The organism is Pedobacter sp. WC2423, from assembly GCF_040822065.1.
Classification (GTDB): domain Bacteria; phylum Bacteroidota; class Bacteroidia; order Sphingobacteriales; family Sphingobacteriaceae; genus Pedobacter.
The window spans coordinates 2,158,211-2,176,607 of the sequence record NZ_CP162005.1 but is presented as its reverse complement, the minus strand read 5'-3'; the positions used below and the strand labels follow the sequence as shown (position 1 = coordinate 2,176,607).

Genomic DNA, 18,397 nt, shown 5'->3' with positions numbered 1-18,397 from the left:
TGCTGAAGTCGAAAAGCTGTTTTCACCCTGCCATTTTTAGCCAGTCAACTGGATATTTGATTTAAATATTTGTTCTTAAATCATTACAAGTTATGTGTACGCAAGGCGTTATTCAACTCATCGGAAAGCCTGTAAATGAAAAGCAGGCAGCCGTTTCGTTCCATCTATTACCTGGTTCAGACCCGGGAGCTATGGGGTGTTTTCTTTCTGTTTGGGAAGGAACCCGGGCTCTTTCGAGTGCTGAAGCATTGCAAACCAGGAAAATAATTAGCGGTGAGCTATTTGGAGAGCACTTGTTCGATGAACTTTCTATTGGAAAAAAGAATTACATTATCGGTTTAGGAATAGCTAAGGGAAAAGAGTCAGAAACAATTGTAGCTACACTTTCCTTAAGTGTATCCGCTATCTTAAATCAATCGCTTCCTGCAGTATGCAGTAACATCAGCGTAAATTCAGATCATATTGGAACAGATTTTCTGATTGCACATATTGCAGGTCCATGCTGTAATCAAATCAAAGCAAACAAAAAATGGATTGCATTGTTCCAGGGAGGATTCAACCCGGGTCTTTATAATGGAACAAATATGATCGCTACCAGTAAAGCCGCTCCATATCAATACTCAGGAAGTATTATAATGAAAAATATACCAAAGGGATTGGTTCGTTTTGAAACTTATACCTTGATTTTTGGACAGGGACTGGATAAATTCGGTAATCTTGATTATACTAAGTTGATTAGCAGCTGTACTTTCATTGTTTGGAGATCGAAAATTTATATTGGCGCTTCAGCCACCAGTCCCCTTTTAGCTGCTTCACCTATTTTACTTCATGCGATTTAAACTACTTATTATGGAATTGGAAACATCTCTTCGTTTTCTTCTGATCATATTCCTGCTCATCCCTCAGAATGCAGGTGCTGAGAAGTCTCATCAACACCCTGTAAAAACTTTCCGGGTTTTTAAATGAGGTCATTGAAATAATTTTGCCTAAATTTCAAGCCTTGTCTATCCAAAGTTTTTTATGATGAATACTAACGAACTTCAACTCAGAACCGTCAGTGTGACCCGTTATGTTACGCCGCTACGCGAAGGAGGATCTATGCCTGCTATTGCAGAGGCCGATGATGATTTTCTCTATGTCCTTAAGTTTCGCGGTGCGGGACAAGGAGTTAAGGCATTAATTGCAGAAATTATCGGCGGTGAAATTGCCCGTGCACTTGGGTTCAGAGTGCCTGAAATTGTGCTTGCTAATTTGGATGAGGCCTTTGGCCGGACAGAGCCAGATGAAGAAATCCAGGATCTGCTTAAATCCAGTGTAGGACTTAATCTTGCACTGCATTATTTGTCTGGTGCAATTACATTTGACCCGACAGTAACCACTATAGATGCCAGGCTAGCCTCGCAAATTGTCTGGCTGGATTGCTTGCTGACCAATATGGACCGCACTGCCCGCAACACCAATATGCTGATCTGGCATAAAGAATTATGGCTGATTGATCATGGCGCTTCTCTTTATTTCCACCATTCGTGGCAAAACTGGGAAGAGCAGGCACAGCGTCCTTTTGCCTTGATTAAAGATCATGTGTTATTACCATGGGCTACAGAACTGGAAGTCGTAGATGCTGAATTTAGTGCAATAATCACTAATGAACTCATTCATGCTGTAGTCAATCTTATTCCAGCAGAGTGGTTAAGTGAAGAACAAACTTTCAGTTCGGCAGAAGAACACCGGAATGCCTATGCACGGTTTTTGGAACTGAGAATTGCCAGGTCAGAAATTTTTGTAAAAGAAGCACAAAATGCAAGACAGTCACTTATTTGAGTACGCGATAATCCGCGTTGTACCCAGGGTAGAACGTGATGAATTTATGAATGTTGGTGTTATCCTGTATTGTGCTAAACAGAAATTTTTACAAGCAGAGATTCTGTTAAATAAGGAAAAACTAAGTGCTTTTTCTAAAACTACAGATATCCATGAAATTGAAAGCAATCTCCAGGCTTTAAAAGAGATTTGTGCAGGTGGAAAACAGAGCGGGCCAATCGGTCAGCTTGATCCGGCCTCACGATTCCGCTGGCTTACAGCAATGAGAAGTACTGTGCTCCAGACTTCCAGAGTACATCCCGGATTTTGTAAGGATGCCAGTGAGAAGATTATAATGTTGCTTGAAGAACAAGTACTTTAACAAGAAAGCCACCCTTTAAAGATTTTATGTTTAAAAGGGTGGCTTAAATTTTATTGAATTACTTATTTCTGATCATTAATTTGCTGTTGTGCTTCTCCGATAAGTTTGACAGAAGAGCTATCATTTTGCTCCTGACGAACTTTTTTGAGTTGGTCCATTATATTTAAAATAACCGGTGCTGCGCCCTGAGCTTTATATTTGACGCCTATCTCTTTTAATGCATTAATTCCTTGTTGTGCATATTCCGGGCTTTTGATGCGGGCAGTCATGAAAGCGAAATCTTTAAGCATATCAAACTGAGTCTGCGGATCACTTTCCTTAAAGTTTTTAAAAACAAAAGGCCATTCTGTATCACTGCCATTTTTTGCATAAACAGCAATCATAGCTTTTGTTAAATCCCCTTTGTTATCTTTTTCAAAAGCTTTAGCCATATTTAATGATTCGCCTGGTTTTAAATTGACCATGGCAAATAAGGATGCGCCCTGTACTGCATAAGAATTGCTCTTTAAACCTGCTTCGAAAAGTGACAATTGCTGCGCTGCATCTTTAGTGGTACTGATTATTTTCAATGCCTGAGCTTTCGCAAGATTGTTGTCATCCTCCTTAGCTATTTTAAGAATAAAAGGTATTGCAGCATTAACAAGCACGGTATTTTCCGGATTGATGCTGTTCATCGTTCTCAGGCGTAAGCCATAATATTTATCCTGTAAAGCAGCCACCAGTATTTGCCGGGCTTCCGGAAGTGTTTGCTGTGCAGTAGCAGCATCTATTGCTTCCAGTCTGTCCATATATAATGGGGCATGCTGATATTGGAATAAAAATTCCCTGATACTCTTGTGATCTGTTTTTTTGCTTAATGTAATTTTATCTGCATCTACATTAACCAGTTCAGGCTGAGCAGCAACCTTGAAAGTCAAAGTATCTGATTTACTTCGCATCCAGATCTGGTGGCGTTCTTTCTTCGTGCCATTGTATAGATCTACAGCCATAGGTAGCTGAAATGCTTTTCCTTCCTGCGTTTGATTCAGGTAAACAAATTGTGTTTTTGTCGCTTCGTCCCATTTATAGCTGATGTCCAGCACAGGATGTCCGGCGCCATAATACCACTGATTGAAAAACCAGTTCAGATCTTTTCCGCTTGCTTCTTCCATAGCTAAACGCAGCTGTTGTGCTTCGCCATTCTTGAAGGCATTGGTTTTCAGGTAAATATTCAATCCTTTGAAAAATACGTCAGGCGTTAAAAAATGACGGAGCATATTCAGGATACGGCCACCTTTTTTGTAGGAAACGGCATCAAACATGTCCATTGCATCATGATAATGAAAACGTACCAGATCTTTCTTTGCATTTTCTGGATTTTCCAGGTAAACTTCCATCGCCTCATTGTTATGGTCATCGCCCGTATCCTGTCCATATTTATGTTCTGCCCATAAAGTTTCACTAAAGTCTGCGAAAGATTCATTGACAGTAAGATTGCTCCAGCTTTCGGCAGTTACATAATCCCCGAACCACTGGTGAAACAGCTCATGAACAATGGTACTTCTTCCTTTATCATAATATCTGTCGGCCAGTTCGCGGGCAGTGCCCTGTACATAAGCACCATGCAGTGTGGCTGTTGTATTTTCCATCGCGCCACTTACATAGTCTCTGACTACAATTTGTGAATATTTATTCCATGGATAATCTACCCCTAAAATTTTAGAATAAAATTCGATTGCCTCAGGAGTGAAGCCAAATATATCTTTGGCATAGGGTGCATATGCAGGTTCCAGGTAATAATTAACTTCTTTATCGCGCCATTTATCCCGGTAGATTTTAAAATCACCTACCGCCATCATGAATAAATAAGGAGAATGAGGAAGTTCCATCTTCCAGGTATCTGTTCTGGTACCATCTGAATTTTTTTGCTGCGAAGCCAGTCTGCCGTTAGATAAGGTAACATATTTACCCGGTACAGTCATACTGATTTCATTGGTAGTTTTCTGATTTGTTCTGTCAATAGTCGGGAACCAGGCAGAAGAGCTTTCCAGTTCACCCTGTGTCCATATTTGTACCGGCTTATCCTTCACGGCACTGTCAGGATTGATAAAATAAAGTCCTTTTGCATCCGTTATCGCCGCACCACCCGCAATTTTCAACTCATCGGGTTTTGCTGTGTAAGCTATATAAATGGTGTAATTCTCCGTGTGCTGATAAGTCTTATCCAGTTTAATCGCCAGAGAAAGGCTATCATAAGTATATTTAAGCGGGATGTTTTTGCCATTTCTGACCACTGCAACGGTTTTAATATCCATTCCTTTTGCATCCAGTCTTAAGCTATCCGTCGCATAAATATGAGGTTTGATGGTTACCCATTCCTTTCCATATAAATAACGTTTCTTATAATCAAACCTGACATCCAGTTTAGTATGAATCAAATCGTTGATCTTTTCCGCACTACCTCTGTAAATCTTTAAAGAAGGATCCTCCGGTTTATGTTGTGCAAAGGCAGGCATTGCAATAGCTGAAGCGATAAAAAACATCGTTTGCAAAACTGCACGCTTATAAATTACTGGTTTTATATTCATTTTAAATCTTTAAAATATCACCGTAAATCTAAGTGGAAAAACAGAAAATGAATGTAATCTTTTTGATAATTAATCTTAGTTAATGACTTGGATAGCCAAAAATCCGCATATAAACTCATTTATTTGTAATAAACAAAGTAATACCTTTGTTTATTACCCTCATTGCCTATCTTTGTATTCTGCTTTATCTCTCCGGCTATCCGAATGCCGCAGCTAAAGTTTCTAAACTGAATAATGATGGAAAAAGATGATTTGATGCTCGAACAACTGGCAAACCGTGAATACGAATTTGGCTTTGTTACAGCAATTGATATGGATATTTCTGAAATCGGACTCAACGAAGATACAGTAAGGTTTATTTCTGCAAAAAAGAATGAACCCCAATGGCTACTCGATTGGCGCATGAAAGGTTTCAAAGCTTTCCAGAAGCAAGAAATGCCGCAATGGCAAAACTTTAAGATGCCCGAAATTGACTTCCAGTCTATTTCTTATTATGCCGCTCCCAAACAACAAGCCAAGTATGCCTCACTGGATGAAGTAGATCCTGAGTTGCTGCGTACCTTTGAGAAATTAGGCATTCCGATGTCAGAACAGAAACAACTGGCAGGCGTTGCTGTGGATGTTGTATTTGATAGTGTATCGGTAACTACCACTTATAAAAAACACCTGAATGAGCTTGGAATTATTTTCTGTTCTATCAGTGATGCTGTTAAAGAACATCCTGAACTGATACAAAAATATCTGGGTTCTGTAGTCCCGCATACAGACAATGTTTTTGCTTCTTTAAATACTGCTGTATTTTCGGATGGATCTTTTGTATACATTCCTAAAGGAGTAAGATGCCCGATGGAACTTTCTACCTATTTCAGGATTAACGCTGAAAATACGGGTCAGTTTGAACGTACATTGATTATTGCTGACGAAGATAGTTATGTAAGTTACCTGGAAGGATGTACTGCTCCGATGCGTGATGAAAATCAATTGCATGCTGCTGTAGTAGAACTGATTGCAATGAAAGGTGCGGAGATCAAGTATTCTACGGTACAAAACTGGTATCCTGGAGATAAAGAAGGAAAAGGCGGTATCTTTAATTTTGTGACCAAGCGTGGTGCCTGTCGTGGTGAGCGTGCTAAAATTTCATGGACACAAGTAGAAACTGGTTCAGCAATTACCTGGAAATACCCAAGTATCCTATTACAAGGGGACTATTCTTCAGGAGAGTTCTATTCTGTTGCTGTGACGAACAATATGCAGATTGCAGATACCGGAACAAAAATATACCATCTTGGAGCCCATACTAAAAGCAGGATTATTTCTAAAGGTATTTCTGCCGGACAAGGACAAAACAGCTATCGCGGTTTAGTGCAAATGGGCCCCAAAGCTGCTTATGCACGGAACTTTACACAATGTGACTCTTTATTAATTGGTGATCGTTGCGGTGCGCATACTTTTCCATATATCGAATCTAAAAACAATACAGCAACCATAGAGCATGAAGCTACCACCTCTAAAATCGGAGAAGATCAGGTGTTTTATCTGAATCAGCGTGGAATTGATGCAGAACAAGCCATTGCGTTAATCGTTAATGGATATGCAAAAGATGTACTGAATCAATTGCCAATGGAATTTGCAGTAGAAGCTCAAAAATTACTTTCTCTTACACTCGAAGGCAGCGTAGGGTAGACCATAAAAAAATAAAGAATACTATGTTATCAATAAAAAATCTTCATGCGAATATTGAAGGAAAAGAAATCTTAAAAGGAATTAATCTGGAGGTAAAAGCCGGTGAAGTACATGCGATTATGGGGCCTAACGGGTCGGGCAAAAGTTCATTGGCATCTGTGCTGGCGGGTCGTGAAAATTACGAGATTACTGAAGGTGAAGTTTGGCTGGACGGTAAAAACCTGTTGGATATGAAGCCTGAAGTACGTGCGCGTGAAGGTGTTTTTCTTGCATTTCAATATCCTGTGGAAATTCCTGGAGTATCGAATATTAACTTCTTAAGAACTGCTTTAAGCGAAATCAGGATTCACCGTAATCTTCCGCCGCTTTCCGCTAAGGAGTTCTTGAAAATGACGAAGGAAAAACAAGCTTTGGTAGAATTTGAAGCCAAATTGGCTAACCGTTCTTTAAACCAGGGTTTTTCCGGAGGAGAGAAAAAAAGAAACGAAGTATTTCAGTTGGCGATGCTGGAACCAAAATTATCAATTCTGGATGAAACAGATTCAGGACTGGATATTGATGCTTTACGTATTGTATCAAATGGTATTAATAAATTGCGTTCTGCAGCTAATGCTTTTGTACTGATTACACACTATCAACGCTTATTGGAATATATCGTGCCTGATTTTGTACACGTATTGTACAACGGTCAGATTGTGCGCTCAGGTACAAAAGAACTGGCATTGGAGCTGGAAGAAAAGGGATACGACTGGTTGAAAGAAGAATTCCATGGCAATGAATCAATAAATAAAATATAAGATGGTAAATCAGTTAACAGCTCCATTCTATAATCAGTTGATTACTGAGTTTGAAAATGCTGCCAAAGGTCAAAATACTAATGGTGATTTATCAAAATCAAGAGAAGAAGCCTTTGAGCTATTTAAAGCTAAAGGTTTTCCGACATCAAAAGATGAAGATTGGAAATTCACTAATCTGACCCCGTTTCTTACTGATACCTTTTCTTTAACTACAGGAGATGCGGATCAGCAAGACATTAAAAAAGCAATAACAGCAGCAACTATACCTGGTCTGGATGCCTGGTTACTGGTTTTACTGAATGGTAAAATCCAATTTAACTTGTCAGTTTTACCAGAAGCTGATCAATTGATTATTCTTCCGCTTGAAAGTGTAATCAATACAGAAAGTTATAAAAACTATACGACCTGTAAAGAAGCAGATGGCAATAGAATGTATGCGTTGAATACTGCATTTTTTACAGATGGATACTTCCTTGAAGTGCCAAAAAATGTAGTATTAGACAAACCTGTACAGCTTATACATCTTTATACGGCTACAGAAAATATGCTTTTTCAGCCGCGCCATCTAATTGTCGTGAATGAAAATGCAAAAGCAGAACTGATTGATAGTGCTGTCACTTTAGCAAATGCACAGCGTGTATTGATGAACAGTGTAACACAGGTGACCGTCAAAGAAAATGCAAACCTGATCCAGTATGTGATTCAGGACAATGCTGCAGAAGACAGGCTGATCAATTATAACCACATTACACAAGAGCGTAATAGCCGTTATGATAACTTCATGTTCAATTTACCTGGTGCAGAGCTGATCCGGAATAACCTGGAAATTGTACTGAATGGTACGGCAACCGAAACTAATTTGTTAGGCTTATACCTGGTAGCAGGTCATCAGTTAACTGATAATCATACCGCTATTCACCATCGCTTCCCTCATTGTGATAGCAATGAGATTTATAAAGGGGTATTGTTAGACAAAGGTAAAGCCGTATTTAACGGAAAAGTATTTGTAGAACGCCCAGCTCAGAAAACTAATGCTTTTCAGCAAAATAATAACCTTTTGCTGAGCGATAAAGCACAGGTTTTTGCTAAACCGCAATTAGAGATTTTCGCCGATGATGTGAAATGCAGTCACGGATGTACAGTAGGACAGTTTGATCCTGAATCATTGTTTTACCTGCGTTCAAGAGGAATATCTGAAGAATCTTCACGTAAATTACTTGTAGAAGCATTTATGTTTGATGTTACTCAAAAAATTGAGAATGAAGCAATAAAGGATTTTGTTCAATCTTTAATTTATAAAAAGATGGAAAATTCATTAGCAACAATCATTTAAAAAGAGGCTGGAAATGGGCAAATCAATAGCAGAAAATATCAGAGAAGACTTTCCTATACTGCATACCAAAGTATATGGAAAAGATTTAGTATACCTTGATAATGCAGCGACAACGCAGAAACCTGCAGCAGTTTTAGCTGCTGTAGCGGATTACTATAAAACTTGCAACAGTAATGTACACCGCGGTGTACACTTGCTTAGTCAGCAAGCAACAGCTGCTTATGAAGAAGCACGTCATAAGGTGAGTCAATTTATAAATGCGGCCTTTTCTCATGAGGTGATTTTCACTAAAGGAACAACTGACGGAATTAACCTGGTCGCTTCTTCCTTTGGGAAAAAATTCCTGCATCAAGGTGATAGTATCCTGATTTCTGCGATGGAGCATCATTCGAATATCGTGCCCTGGCAAATGATTTGTGAAGAGCGCGGAGCAACCTTAAAGGTTATTCCTATGGATGAAAATGGCGTGTTGCAAATGGATGCGCTGCCTGCCCTTTTAGAGGAGAGCGTAAAACTGGTATCTGTTACTTATGTATCAAACTCTTTGGGGACTATTAATCCGGTCAGGGAGATTATTCAACAGGCACATGCGAAAAATATTCCAGTAATGATTGACGCTGCCCAGGCGATACAGCATTTACCCATAGATGTACAGGAACTTGATGTTGATTTTCTTGTTTTTTCAGGACACAAAATTTACGGGCCTACCGGAATTGGTGCGCTTTATGGTAAAGAAAAATGGCTGAATATAATTCCTCCTTATCAGGGAGGTGGAGATATGATCAAAACGGTCACTTTCGAAAAGACAATATACAACGATCTGCCTTATAAATTTGAAGCAGGTACTCCGGATATCAGTGGTGCAATCGGGCTGGGTGCGGCCATAGATTACGTGAATAGTATTGGTCTGGATGCTATACAGGAGAAAGAAGATGAATTATTAAATTATGCAATGGAGCAATTAGCGGACATCAGCAATCTTAAATTTATTGGTAAATCGGCTCAGCGTGCCAGTGTAATTTCATTTTTGATTGATGATGTACATCCTTATGATCTTGGAGAATTGTTGGATAAACAAGGGATAGCCATCCGTACCGGACATCATTGTACTGAACCTGTGATGGACTTTTTCGGTATACCAGGAACATGCAGGGCTTCATTTGCCTTTTATAATACCCGTTCAGAAGTAGATTTACTGGTAGCCGGAATAAAAAGAGCTGCCGCTATACTGATATAATTTTTACAGATGACGATTAACGAAAAACAGGACGAAATTATTGAAGAGTTTGAACTCTTTTCAGACTGGATGGATAAATATGAGAATATCATTGATATGGGGAAAGAACTTCCTTTAATTGATGCACAATATAAAATTCCGGAGAACCTGATTAAAGGATGTCAGTCAAGCGTCTGGTTGCATCCAGCATACAAAGATGGTAAAATATCATTTACCGCTGACAGTGATGCAATTATTACCAAAGGCTTAATCAGTATGATGGTAAGGGTTTTATCCGGACATACTCCAGAGGAAATTATAGCTGCAGATTTGTATTTTATAAACACCATAGGTCTGCAAAATCATTTGTCCCCAAACCGTTCCAACGGATTGCTGGCTATGTTAAAACAAATGAAAATGTATGCTCTGGCTTTTAAATCACAGGATTAAAAGAGATAATTATGAACGAACCATTGTTAAGAGACAAGATTGAAGAAGCATTGCATACCATATATGATCCGGAGATACCAGTAAATATTTATGAACTGGGCCTGATCTATAAAATTGATATGCTGGAAGATAATAACGTACATATTTATATGACGCTGACTGCGCCAGCCTGTCCTGCTGCCGGAGAAATTCTCGGTGAAGTAGAAACCAAGGTGAAAGCTGTAGAAGGCGTAAATGAAGTAGAAGTACGGCTTACTTTTGACCCGCCGTGGGATAGAGATATGATGAGTGATGAAGCAAGATTAGAACTGGGCTGGTTGTAATGGAAGAAAATAAAGTGCCATTTAGGGAAGGTGCTGTGAACCTGTTGAAAACCAGCGGGCCACAGTCTCTATTGTCGCTTGCCCGGGAATTTAAGGTGACAGTAGAAGGAGCGCGTTTCCAAATGCTCCGGCTGGAAAAAGAAGGCCTGGTTACTTCGAGTAAAACCGTAACCGGCAGAGGAAGACCTCAGCAATTATGGTCGCTGACCAGTATGGGGCAGTCGAGGTTCCCTGATACCCATGCTGCATTAACAGTGAAGCTGATGGAAGTGATGAAAGAATTGTTAGGGGAGGGGGCTGTTTCACAGTTGATTACTGCTAATGGTGAGAAAGGAACCAATAAATATTTAAAAGAACTGGAAGGAGTATCCGACCTGGAAAAAAGGATTAACAGTTTTGTCTCTATCCGGACACAAGAGGGCTATATGGCCCAGGTAATCAAAGATGAAGAAGGATTTATCTTTATCGAAAATCATTGCCCTATCGGTGCTGCTGCGCATGCGAATCCTGCAATCTGCAGTGCAGAGTTCAAAACTTTGCAAACCGTTATGGGAGAGGAAGTACCTATCAAACGTATAGAGTACATTGTTGACGGGGGCAGAAGATGTGCTTACCGTATTTCTGCTACTAAATCATAATTTCTGTTTTTTTTTATTGGTCTGACAGTCAGTTGATTAATTTGGTTGTTGTTTTTTGAATTCAACTTTCAGACAAATACTGTTCATAAATGTACAATAGGTGTGGATTTTTTGATAAATTTCGGGCGCTTGGGGCTGCTCCCAATTTTGCCAAATATAATTATCGCTCAAAATGTCTGAATTCATTGTAGACCCATTTTTACTTGTACGGTCACCAGCCTATAGCTATGAAAATTTTAACGAATCCTTTCTTCAGCAAGCATTAACTACTGATTTCTTCAGAGCCAGTTTATTTTTTGCGAGTCAGACGCTCTATATTGAATTAAAGAAAAAGAATTTTGACTATACTCAATTCAATGAACAGGTAAAGACCACGCTGTGGAAATATCTGAACAGAATGTGTTTCAGGCCGTTACCATATGGCCTTTTTTCTTCTTTTTCACTGGCTAAGTGGACAGCTGAAAAGGGCAATAACCTGCTTTTTAGTGGTAAAGGTGAACTCAAGGCACTTCCCGATTTTGTAGCTGTGCTGGATTACGTCAGTAAATTAAAACCAGAGGAATTATCAGCTATACAATATCTTCCTAATAATTCTATGTACACGGTGGCTGGAGAATTATATTTTGTTAACCAGGATTATACGGAACAGGATAAACATACTATTATACATTTAAAAGTGATTCCCGGTATGAAAGGGCTGTTGAAATTTATAGATCAGGGGCAGACCAAAGGTGCTATTATAAATTATTTGGTGAAACAATATGGGGAGGATGCGGGGATTTACGATTATTTTGATCATTTAGTAAATGGAGGTGTAATTGTTTCAGAATTGATACCAAATGTTACCGGCAAATCCTATAATGAACGTTGTATGGGTTTGCTGAAGGAATATGCTCAACTTGATTTAAAGGGGATCAATACATTTTCAATGCCAATTAATGATCAAAATGATGTTTTACCCAGGCTGAATAAACATATAGAGGAGATTCTTGGCAGGAATGAAAAAAATGTTCCTTATAGTTTGTATGAGCGCGAAATTTCCGGTGGACTAAATAAGGAAATACATTCTGTGTTTATTTCGCTGATTAAGAACCTGAACAAGCTGACTAAAGATAAAAATGAGGAAGCAATGCTTGTATTTAAAAACTCATTTATCAAAAGATACGATCAGCAGGAAGTTGGCTTAATGGAAGTCATAGACCCGGGTGCTGGTATTGGATATGATAATTTAGCTTCGGCTTTTGGCAATCAGAATAATGAATTCGTCGATGACTTATTCAGGAATAAAGATTCCGTAAATACAGTAAAATGGGGAGAGGCTGAAAGATTGCTTTTTGAAAAATGGAATAATATTTCAAGATCCGGTACAGATAAGATTCTGCTCACGCAGGAGGATCTTAATTTACTGCCGGAAAGTAAATCTGTACTGCCGCCAGGTATGAGTATTTTATATAAGAATGTAGATCAGGAATTATGGATAGACCAGGCCGGCGGTATTTCCGGAATCGAAGCAGGAGCCAGATTTGGAATCTCAAATTCAGAAATTGATCATCAGCTTAAAGACATTTGCCAACAAGAGATGGCCATAAATCATGATTTTATATTTGCTGAAATTGCATTTTCACCAGCTAACAGGACTTCAAATATCAATCAGCGCGGGCATTTTTATCCTTACGAAATTCCTGTACTCACTCATCCGGGACGCCCTGCAGAAAACACCATTAAATTGAATGATCTGGTTATTTCTGTTCGTGAGCATACGATTTTGTTAAGGTCAGTTAAACTTAATAAGTATATTATACCAAGACTCTCTTCAGCCTACAATAGTCAGCTTGCGACTATTCCCGTGTTTAGATTTCTTTGTGATCTGCAATACCAGGGAATTAAGGCTAGTTTATCATTTTCTTTGAAAGATATTTTTCCGGGCATGTCTTTCTACCCGCGTGTACAGCTAAATCATGCTGTTATTTCTCCAGCTACCTGGATACTTGACCGGGACAAGATCAGTAAGATAGTTGCACAGAATCTGGATTTTTGGAAGGAATTAGCACTGCCTGCGTATTTTAGTTTGAATGAAAGAGATAATTTTCTTGTATTTAACAGCACTCATAAAGATGACCTGGATCTATTTAGGAAATGCATTAAAAATAAAGAATCAGTCATATTAAAAGAATATGTTTTTTCTGCTGATGCAGCAGACCTTCAGGATAAGAAAAAACAGCCTTATGCGACCCAATATATAGCCTGTATAATCAATCAGTCAAAATCATATATTTTACCTCAGTCAAATTCGAAAATAATCGGAGATATTAAAAAATTGAAGGTTAGACGGACCTTTTTTCCGGGTGATGAATGGTTATACCTTAAATTATATGCACATGATTCATTAGGGGACAATATTTTAATGAATATAGTGTCTCCGGTTATCCGGAAATACAAGAAAAAAGATCCTGCGTTTAAGTGGTTTTTTATCAGATACAATGATACTGGACATCATATCAGGTTACGGTTTTTTATCCATAAAGAATTGGCTCATCATTTATTGCTGGAGCTTAATACACGGCTAAAGCCACTATGTAATTCAGGAAAAGTATCAGAGATAGTATTAGATACTTATCAGCGGGAACTGGAGAGGTATTCCACAGAATTAATAAATGAAGTGGAATCCTTATTTTACTACGATAGTGAATATATCCTGTCTGCATTTAAAACAGGTGAATTAAACGCCAGGTTTAAGTTAAGTTTTGCAGTGCATTCTGCACTTTTAATGGTAAAGTGCTTTATTAAGGATAAAAATCAACGATTTGATTTTTTTAATAAGGTCCTTTCTGGCTTTTCAAAAGAATTTAGTAACAAGGATAAGCTAATCAGCCGTAAACTGGATCTTAAATACCGGAATTTCCAGAAAGAGCTGATTGAAAGTAAACAGCTGTATGCAAGAGATGTTAATAATTTTTATCAATTGCTTAATACGCTCAATGTTAAAATATCACACTGGAGAACCGAAGATAAATATGATTTAATTTCAAGTCTTATTCATATGCACATGAACAGAATATTTGAAAGCCAGCCCAGAGAATATGAGTGCCTGGCTTATCATTTTATGAACAAGCATCAGGCTTATCTCAATTATACGGCTAACGATGAGTTTTAATAACGTTGCTATTTACTTTTTTTAAGAGCTGATCTTTAAAGGAAGAACCTATTGGCAGAATCATTTTATCAATCATAATTTTATTTCCTTCCATCATCGTTACTTTATCAATATTAATAATGTATGATTTATGAATCCTGATGAAATTATTAGTGGGTAATCCTGCTTCAATCTCTTTCATTGTTAAATAGATAATGTGGTTATTTTGAGGGGTGTGGATAACAATATAATTGTTTAGCCCTTCAATATATTCTACATCATCATAATTAACTTTGAGCATTTTACCTTTGATACCAGGGTTAACGAAAAAATAACTTTCATTTTTAGGTAAGCTCTGTGGCCTCTGTTCTTCAATTTTATCAATAACTTTTGTTACTGATTTCAAGAATTTTTCGAAGGAAATAGGTTTTAGTAAAAAGTCCGAAATATTTTTCTCAAACCCCTGTACTGCATACCCTGCGTGTCCTGTTGTGAAAATAATCGCTGTATTCTTATAAATTAAATCCGCTACATCAAGGCCGGACATCTCAGGCATATCAATATCAAGGAAAGTAATGTCTATATCTTTATGCTCATTAATATATTTAACTGCTTCCAATGGGTTTTGTGAAGAGGAAATTATCTCCAGCTGTGCACTGTCTGCAGCATATTTTCTCAGTGTTTCGATGGCATGAGATTCATCATCTATTATAAAACATTTGTACATAAAGGTTATAAAGTTATTTGAAGCTTGAACGTATAATCATCTGCTGTTTCAATGATTTGAATTTCATGAGTATCCGGATAATACGCGTCAAGCCTTAGTTTTAAATTTTTAAGACCTATACCATGGCTTTGAATAGGTTTTCTGGTTCTTATTTTTTTATTGTTAATGGTAAATTGCAATTCATTATTATTAAGTTCCAGATTGATTTTTACCGGATGTTCTGTGTTTTTAAGATCCGCATATTTAAAAACATTTTCAACAGGAGTTAATAAAATCAGGGGAAGTATCTGAAGGTTAGCAGTATTCCCTATAATGGTGAAAGATAACTGTAAATTATGATCAAACCTAAATTGATTTAAGTCTATAAAAGAAGCAATCTGCTCTATTTCTTCTGAAAGGTCTACTTTTCCATTCTGGGGTATTTCCGTTAATGCATAACGCATAATATCAGAAAGTAAAAGTATTGGTTTAGTGAGCGGAGGGGCTGATTTTATCGCTGAATTATGGAGGAAATTTAAGGTGTTAAACAAAAAATGAGGATTGATCTGAGATTTTAAATAAGCGACCTCAGAATCAATAAGTCTTTTTTCCAATTGTTGATTGCTAACCTGGTCTAATAGCTTGTTTTTCTCCAGATCAGTAATTTCTTTACGTTGAGTAATGATGTTTAAAGCAAACCAGTACGCCGTGCTAAGTCCGAAAAAATAGATGAACCGATAGGTGATTCTGGCAATGAAATCTAAACTCATCGTGAATGGCAATACGTTTGAAGCTCCAATGATAACATAAAGCCATGCAATAGCATATCTTAATATCAAATAACCTATTAATTCCATGATAATAAATGCCAGCCCAATATAGATGGGTTTTTTATAGATCAATGGCCAGATGATATAAGTATTGAAATAGAAGAAAATTATATTAATAGCATAGACAAAAATATAGTCTATAATCGAGTTAGAAGGTTGATGAAGCAAAAATATCAGAAGAGATTCATAGCCAATAAACAACGCCCATACAAAAGCGTGAGTACGGTAAAGTTTGAAGTTTTTTGAGGTTGGCGGAAAAATCATTATTTCAAATATAAGAGATTATATGATGATATACCCCGACATTATGTGAGTTCGTGTAATAACTTTTGCCTTATTAAACAATACGCTTATAATTATAAAAATTAAGCGCGATTATTATGAAAAGAAACAAACTAACTCTTTTGAAATTAAAGTTAACTCCATTATACGAGATTACTATCGTTAAGAAAAAGGTGAGGAACGATTTGCCAACGGATACAACCTGGCCAGGTGAAACTTTGGCAAATACGGTGAGTAGTTTTCTTTAATTGGAGTATGGTAAGATAGATCAATCAATAAAAAAAGAGCATCATTAATGTTAAATTAGTGATGCTCTTTTTTTTTGTAATTAATCTTGGCTCTGAATTTGATTAACTGTTTACAGTTAATTATGAATTCAAATCAAATCCGTTCTATTATGAAAACGATAAAATTATCGAAGTTAAAAGTTGCGCTTCTTTTATGTGCAGGCTTATTCTTAAGCGCTTCGGTTAATGCGCAGGAAAAGGAAGAAAAGAAAGTAAAAGATGCAACAAAAGTTCTTGCTGATTTTAGTAAGATGAAGGAATCGATTCCTTCAGAATTACTGGCTGTTACCCAGGGGATTATTGTAGTACCAAAATTAATCAACGCAGGTTTTGTAATCGGGGCAAAAAGAGGTAAAGGCGTTGCGATGGTTAAACGTGCTGATGGTACCTGGAGTAATCCTGTTTTTGTAACCATTACCGGAGGCAGTATAGGTGCACAGATTGGGGTACAATCAGTGGATCTTGTTTTAGTCTTCAAACACAGTAATAGTCTGACTGATATTAAAAAGAGCAGTTTTACGCTTGGTGGTGACCTTTCTGTCGCTGCTGGCCCTGTAGGCAGGAACTCGACTGCAAATACGGACTATAAACTAGAGGCCGAAGTTTATTCGTATTCCCGCAGTAAAGGTCTTTTTGCAGGAATTTCTTTAAACGGAGCTTCCCTGGCTATAGATGCGCCATCGAACACTGGTTTTTATGGAAAAGCAATATCCGCACATAAAATATTCGAAGCAGCTGACAATTCTTCAGCCATCGTTAAAGAATTAAAATCGACCTTGACAAGCATGCAAAAATAATTTGCAGGAAATTGTAAGAAATTCCCGGCTGTAGCTTACATCCGGGAATTTTTTTTAAACTAAATATCCTGGATATTGGTTATAGCCCTGTTTTTAAATTAAATGTTAAGATCATGGCTAAATATTCAAAAAAAGCAAGTGAGAAAGTTGAAGAAACTATGCATGAGCTGAAAGAAGGTAAATTGAAATCAGGAAGCGGGGCAAAAGTGACCTCTAAAAAGCAAGCAGTAGCGATCGGGCTTTCTGAGGCAAGAAAAGCAGGAGCTAAAGTACCGAAAAAGAAATAATCAGGCCTGGCGGTCGCTCAAAAATTCACGCTGATAATTCAGCGGGCTTTTTCCCGTAATAGACTTGAAATATTTATGGAAACTGGCGAAATTATAGAAGCCGCTTTCATAACAAATCTGCTTCACATTAATCTTGTTTTCAATTAACAATTTACAAGCATGACCTATTCTTATTTCATTGATGAACTGAGAATAGGTCTTTCTTGTTCTTGACTTGAAATATCTGCAAAAATAATTTACACTTACATGGGCAATATCAGCTACCTCCTGCGTTTGTATTTTGCGTTTAAAATTGGCTAAAGAGAATTCATAGATCGCATGTATCCTGTCATTTTCTGAGTCTTCAAAATTATGTTTAAAGCCAATAGAAGAAAGTAGCCGTGTTTTATTGCAATTACCAATCGCAGTCAATGCTTCCATCAGCAATATGATCTTCTTTGAGCCTTCCGCCTGTAAAAGTTGTTCCAGTAATTCTCCGATATTGTTTTTCATATGCCCGCCAATCTGAATTCCCCTTCTGGCTTTTTCAAGGGTAGTTTTAATCAGCTTGTTTTCCGGTAAATTGAGAAAAACATCTCCCCAGAAATTCTCATTAAAATGGATAACACGTACATCGGCACTCGTGTTAAGCTGCTCATCAAAATAGATATCATCAAATCTCCAGTAATGTGGCAGGTTTGCACCGATTAAAATCACATCACCAGACCGGAAGCGTTTAATACTATCACCAATAAACTGGGTACCATTACCTTTTTTAAAATGGATCAATTCCACTTCAGTGTGATAATGCCAGCGGTTATTAATATAAGGAACATTATCCTGCCTGGCATTGAAAGAATGAATTGGATTAGGAGATGCTTTTAAGAGTTGAGGTTTCATTTTTTTG

General features: G+C 37.7%; 18 protein-coding genes. 14 read left to right on the top strand and 4 right to left on the bottom strand.

Annotation, left to right across the window (positions count from 1 at the left end; all coding sequences use genetic code 11):
- Window positions 1-92 precede the first annotated feature (92 nt).
- From AB3G38_RS08725 to AB3G38_RS08715, 3 genes are all read left to right on the top strand, one after another.
- A complete protein-coding gene (locus AB3G38_RS08725; protein ID WP_367868107.1) occupies window positions 93-839 on the top strand; it encodes a hypothetical protein in 747 nt (248 codons plus the stop codon).
- Between the two features lie 184 nt (window positions 840-1,023).
- Window positions 1,024-1,821: a HipA family kinase gene (locus AB3G38_RS08720; RefSeq protein ID WP_367868757.1), complete on the top strand. Its 798-nt coding sequence runs from the start codon at window positions 1,024-1,026 to the stop codon at window positions 1,819-1,821.
- Window positions 1,799-2,182 carry a DUF3037 domain-containing protein gene (locus AB3G38_RS08715; RefSeq protein WP_367868106.1) on the top strand — a complete coding sequence of 128 codons (384 nt, stop codon included), beginning with the start codon at window positions 1,799-1,801 and terminating at the stop codon, window positions 2,180-2,182. The genes AB3G38_RS08720 and AB3G38_RS08715 overlap by 23 nt, the downstream gene beginning before the upstream one ends.
- Window positions 2,183-2,244: 62 nt before the next feature.
- Here AB3G38_RS08715 and AB3G38_RS08710 read toward each other — a convergent pair whose 3' ends face one another.
- On the bottom strand, window positions 2,245-4,749 hold the full coding sequence (locus AB3G38_RS08710; protein WP_367868105.1) for a M1 family metallopeptidase: 2,505 nt from the start codon (window positions 4,747-4,749) through the stop codon (window positions 2,245-2,247).
- 234 nt (window positions 4,750-4,983) lie between these two features.
- Between AB3G38_RS08710 and sufB the strand changes: the two genes are divergently transcribed.
- The 8 genes from sufB (at window position 4,984) to AB3G38_RS08670 (ending at window position 14,343) form a co-directional block, all read left to right on the top strand.
- Entirely contained in the window at window positions 4,984-6,432 is a 1,449-nt protein-coding gene (gene sufB, locus AB3G38_RS08705; protein WP_221270592.1) for a Fe-S cluster assembly protein SufB, read from the top strand.
- Between the two features lie 23 nt (window positions 6,433-6,455).
- Complete coding sequence (gene sufC, locus AB3G38_RS08700; protein ID WP_367868104.1) at window positions 6,456-7,229, top strand: Fe-S cluster assembly ATPase SufC; 774 nt, start codon at window positions 6,456-6,458, stop codon at window positions 7,227-7,229.
- 1 nt (window position 7,230) lies between these two features.
- On the top strand, window positions 7,231-8,562 hold the full coding sequence (sufD, locus tag AB3G38_RS08695) for a Fe-S cluster assembly protein SufD (RefSeq protein WP_367868103.1): 1,332 nt from the start codon (window positions 7,231-7,233) through the stop codon (window positions 8,560-8,562).
- Window positions 8,563-8,575: 13 nt separating this feature from the next.
- A complete protein-coding gene (locus tag AB3G38_RS08690) occupies window positions 8,576-9,799 on the top strand; it encodes an aminotransferase class V-fold PLP-dependent enzyme (RefSeq protein WP_367868102.1) in 1,224 nt (407 codons plus the stop codon).
- A 9-nt stretch (window positions 9,800-9,808) separates the two neighbouring features.
- Window positions 9,809-10,228 carry a SufE family protein gene (locus AB3G38_RS08685; RefSeq protein ID WP_367868101.1) on the top strand — a complete coding sequence of 140 codons (420 nt, stop codon included), beginning with the start codon at window positions 9,809-9,811 and terminating at the stop codon, window positions 10,226-10,228.
- An 11-nt stretch (window positions 10,229-10,239) separates the two neighbouring features.
- Window positions 10,240-10,551: an SUF system Fe-S cluster assembly protein gene (locus AB3G38_RS08680; RefSeq protein WP_068396640.1), complete on the top strand. Its 312-nt coding sequence runs from the start codon at window positions 10,240-10,242 to the stop codon at window positions 10,549-10,551.
- Window positions 10,551-11,189 carry a helix-turn-helix transcriptional regulator gene (locus AB3G38_RS08675; RefSeq protein WP_367868100.1) on the top strand — a complete coding sequence of 213 codons (639 nt, stop codon included), beginning with the start codon at window positions 10,551-10,553 and terminating at the stop codon, window positions 11,187-11,189. The genes AB3G38_RS08680 and AB3G38_RS08675 overlap by 1 nt, the downstream gene beginning before the upstream one ends.
- A gap of 172 nt (window positions 11,190-11,361) precedes the next feature.
- Entirely contained in the window at window positions 11,362-14,343 is a 2,982-nt protein-coding gene (locus tag AB3G38_RS08670; protein ID WP_367868099.1) for a thiopeptide-type bacteriocin biosynthesis protein, read from the top strand.
- Here the strand turns inward: AB3G38_RS08670 and AB3G38_RS08665 are convergent.
- Both AB3G38_RS08665 and AB3G38_RS08660 read right to left on the bottom strand, forming a co-directional pair.
- Complete coding sequence (locus tag AB3G38_RS08665; RefSeq protein ID WP_367868098.1) at window positions 14,327-15,049, bottom strand: LytR/AlgR family response regulator transcription factor; 723 nt, start codon at window positions 15,047-15,049, stop codon at window positions 14,327-14,329. The genes AB3G38_RS08670 and AB3G38_RS08665 overlap by 17 nt on opposite strands.
- Window positions 15,050-15,054: 5 nt before the next feature.
- On the bottom strand, window positions 15,055-16,122 hold the full coding sequence (locus tag AB3G38_RS08660; RefSeq protein WP_367868097.1) for a sensor histidine kinase: 1,068 nt from the start codon (window positions 16,120-16,122) through the stop codon (window positions 15,055-15,057).
- Window positions 16,123-16,238: 116 nt separating this feature from the next.
- Between AB3G38_RS08660 and AB3G38_RS08655 the strand changes: the two genes are divergently transcribed.
- From AB3G38_RS08655 to AB3G38_RS08645, 3 genes are all read left to right on the top strand, one after another.
- The gene (locus AB3G38_RS08655; RefSeq protein ID WP_367868096.1) at window positions 16,239-16,388 is read left to right on the top strand and encodes a hypothetical protein; all 150 of its coding nucleotides are present in this window, start codon (window positions 16,239-16,241) and stop codon (window positions 16,386-16,388) included.
- A gap of 149 nt (window positions 16,389-16,537) precedes the next feature.
- Window positions 16,538-17,224, top strand: a complete 687-nt coding sequence (locus tag AB3G38_RS08650) for a lipid-binding SYLF domain-containing protein (RefSeq protein ID WP_367868095.1) — start codon at window positions 16,538-16,540, stop codon at window positions 17,222-17,224.
- Between the two features lie 113 nt (window positions 17,225-17,337).
- Window positions 17,338-17,511, top strand: a complete 174-nt coding sequence (locus AB3G38_RS08645; RefSeq protein ID WP_367868094.1) for a DUF6496 domain-containing protein — start codon at window positions 17,338-17,340, stop codon at window positions 17,509-17,511.
- Here AB3G38_RS08645 and AB3G38_RS08640 read toward each other — a convergent pair whose 3' ends face one another.
- The gene (locus AB3G38_RS08640; RefSeq protein ID WP_367868093.1) at window positions 17,512-18,390 is read right to left on the bottom strand and encodes an AraC family transcriptional regulator; all 879 of its coding nucleotides are present in this window, start codon (window positions 18,388-18,390) and stop codon (window positions 17,512-17,514) included.
- Window positions 18,391-18,397: the final 7 nt, after the last annotated feature.